The 1,154-nt window shown below is 40.6% G+C and carries 1 protein-coding gene; it reads right to left on the bottom strand.

Features of this window, described 5'->3' with window-relative positions; translation table 11 throughout:
- Window positions 1–11 precede the first annotated feature (11 nt).
- Window positions 12–1,052 (bottom strand): IS630 family transposase, encoded by a 1,041-nt coding sequence (locus AACX68_RS07595; RefSeq protein WP_228860871.1) that lies wholly within the window; start codon window positions 1,050–1,052, stop codon window positions 12–14.
- Between the last annotated feature and the right edge of the window lie 102 nt (window positions 1,053–1,154).

The following is a 1,154-nucleotide window of genomic DNA, read 5'->3' as shown; positions in this document are numbered from 1 at the left end:
TAAATAAGCTTTCATAATAACGATACACTCATTTTTTTCATTCCCGGTTGTTGCCCTAATGAAAATGCAATCATAAATTCTTCAACGCACGCTAAGAGTTGCCACATATACCGACAGCAATGATTCCGTGTGACGGTTTCATGCAAAGACTGCCACAAGCGTTCAATTTTATTTAGCCATGGCGAATAGACCGGTAAAAATAACAGGTTAAATTGAGGATTTTGTTTTAGCCATTCTCTGACTTTCTGGCTTTTGTGAATACCATAATTATCCAAAATCAACGTGATACTTTTGGCTTGACGATACTGACGATTAATTTTCTCTAACATATTGATAAATAAATCAGTGTTTTTCTTTATCCCCCCGACATAGATCACTTGACCTGTTCGGGCATCAAGGCAGCCTGCAAGGTAGTGCTTTTGGTTTTTCCCCGGCGTCATCACGCGTTTTTGTTGTCCTTTTAGACACCAGTCTGCCCCGATTTTAGGATTCAGATCGATATCGACTTCATCTTCATAAAAAACAAGATGTTGCTCTGATGCGTTGGCTAAGGCTTCGGTGATTTTTGCCATTTTTTCGTCATACTCCGGATCAGGCTTTTTGACAGTAGGCGCCGCTCTTCGCCAGACAATACCCACCTGACAAAAGTAACGATAAAGCGTACTTTTCGACAGTGATAACCCTAATAATTCATTGATTATCTGAGTGATAAGTTCAATACTCCAGCGTGAACGCAAACAGTCAAAATCCTGCGGGGAGTGTGATAATAAGAACGACAACAAGCTAAAAATCGGGGCTAAATTCCATCGAGCAGGCCTCCCTCTCGGTAAACTTTTTAATCCTTCCAGCCCATATAACGTTAACCAATTTATCCAACGATGGACGGAAGAACGTGAACAATGAAGGGTTCTGGCGATGTAAGAAACGGTCTGACCTTCATGTAACATCAAGAGTGCCATGAGTCGGCGGGCATAATCTTTATCCCGGGTTTTATGAATAAATTTTTTCATCTGACGTCGTTCATTTCGGGGGATTGGTGCTATGATTCGCATCACTCAGTCCATTTTGGGATTTTTTTGATTTGGCGATTAATCAGATCGCAAAAATTGGACTGAGTTCCCTTCAAGTGATCTACTATTTTGAAAGCTTATTTA

It is taken from the genome of Xenorhabdus sp. PB61.4, from assembly GCF_963894935.1.
In the GTDB taxonomy this organism is placed as follows: Bacteria; Pseudomonadota; Gammaproteobacteria; order Enterobacterales; family Enterobacteriaceae; genus Xenorhabdus; species Xenorhabdus stockiae.
Note: the sequence above shows the minus strand (reverse complement) of the source record. Positions and strands in the feature narration are given on the sequence as shown.

Excerpts from the sequence above, each read along its gene's own strand:
- AACX68_RS07595 (WP_228860871.1), bottom strand. The coding sequence starts at position 1,052 with ATGCGAATCATAGCACCAATCCCCCGAAATGAACGACGTCAGATGAAA.